Here is a 1,511-nt window from a genome sequence, read left to right on the forward strand (position 1 = left end):
CTCGTCCTCGCCTGGCTCCTCCACCGGGCCGGCGTCCCGTTCGTGCTGGTCGAGCGGCTGACGCAGGCCGAGGTCGGCACCCAGCCGAAGGCCGGCATCGTCGAGTACCGCACCGTGGAGCTGCTGCGCCGCGAGGGGATCGCCGACGGTCCCGACGCCCCGCTGACCTTCGACGCCGAGAACCGTCGCGTCGAGTTCCGCACCCCGACGACGCGCCACGTCTTCGACTACGCCGACCTCACCGGCGACCGCCCGCACTACGTCTTCCCGCAGCACCGACTCGTCGCCGAGCTCGCGGCCGACCTGGTCGCCCGCGACGCCCCGCTGTACTTCGCCCACCGCGTCGTGGAGCTCGACCCCGACGGACCGCGGGTCGTCGTGGAGGGCCCCGACGGCACGCGGACCGCGTACACGCCCGGCGCGGTCGTCGGCGCCGACGGCGCGGGCGGCCCCGTCGCCCGGGCGATCGCCGACCGCGTCGAGGTCCTCGACCGCCCCCTGGCCAGCCGCTGGCTCGTCGTCTCGGCGCGCACCGGACCGCTCGTCGGGCACACGATCTACGCCATCCACCCCCGCGGCTACGCCGCCCACCTGCGACGCGGGCCCGAGGAGACACGGTTCTACCTCGAGGTCCCCGACTCGGTCTCCGCCGCCGACCTCACCCACGACGAGATCCGCGAGGACCTGGCCGACCGGCTCGGCGAGCCCGGCGCGCTCGACGGGGTCACGTTCACGAGCGTCGACGACCTCGACCTGCGCACCCGCGTCACCGTCCCGATGCAGGCCGGCGGCACGTACCTCGTCGGTGACGCCGCCCACCTGATCACCCCGGCCGGCGGCAAGGGGATGAATCTCGCGGTCGCCGACGCCGTCGAGCTCGCGCACGGCCTGATCGAGGCGCACGGCGGCGACGAGGCCCGGCTCGCCGGCTACTCCGACACCCGCCTGCCCGTGATCACCGCGACCCAGGGCTTCTCCGACTGGTTCCTGCGCATCCTGTCCGCCTTCTCGGCCGACGCGCTGTCCGGCAGCGGATCGGCGGCCTTCGTGCACGGCATGCGCGAGGGCTGGGTCCGGCGCCTGCGCGACGATCCGCTCCTCGCCCGCTGGTTCGCCCACGCCTACGCGGGCGTCGATCCCACCCCTTGACGCCCGTCGTCGGAAAGGCCGAGGATCGTCTGCGGACGCTCGTCCGTCAGACGGACACCGCAGGGCGGATACCCGAGAGGATGGTCCATGGCCGGCCCACTCGACGGCGTACTGGTGGCCGACTTCTCCCGCATCCTGGCCGGCCCCTACGCGACGATGCTGCTGGCCGACCTGGGCGCCGAGGTCGTCAAGGTCGAGGGACGCGGCGGCGACGACACCCGCTCCTGGATGCCCCCGACGCGCGGTGAGACGTCGACGTACTACCTCGGGATCAACCGCGGGAAGCGCTCGATCGCGCTCGACCTGCGCGACCCCGACGACGTCGCGCTGGCGCGGGAGCTCGCCCGCCGCGCGGACGTCGT

At 74.3% G+C, this 1,511-nt stretch carries 2 protein-coding genes; both read left to right on the top strand.

Annotated features, from left to right (window positions below):
* Positions 1-1,149 (top strand): FAD-dependent monooxygenase (locus AC0CYZ_RS07510; RefSeq protein WP_472213864.1); only part of this gene is annotated, 1,149 nt, incomplete at its 5' end.
* An 87-nt stretch (positions 1,150-1,236) separates the two neighbouring features.
* Positions 1,237-1,511 (top strand): CoA transferase (locus AC0CYZ_RS07515; protein WP_472213867.1); only part of this gene is annotated, 275 nt, incomplete at its 3' end.

This window comes from Actinomycetospora sp., assembly GCF_055612215.1.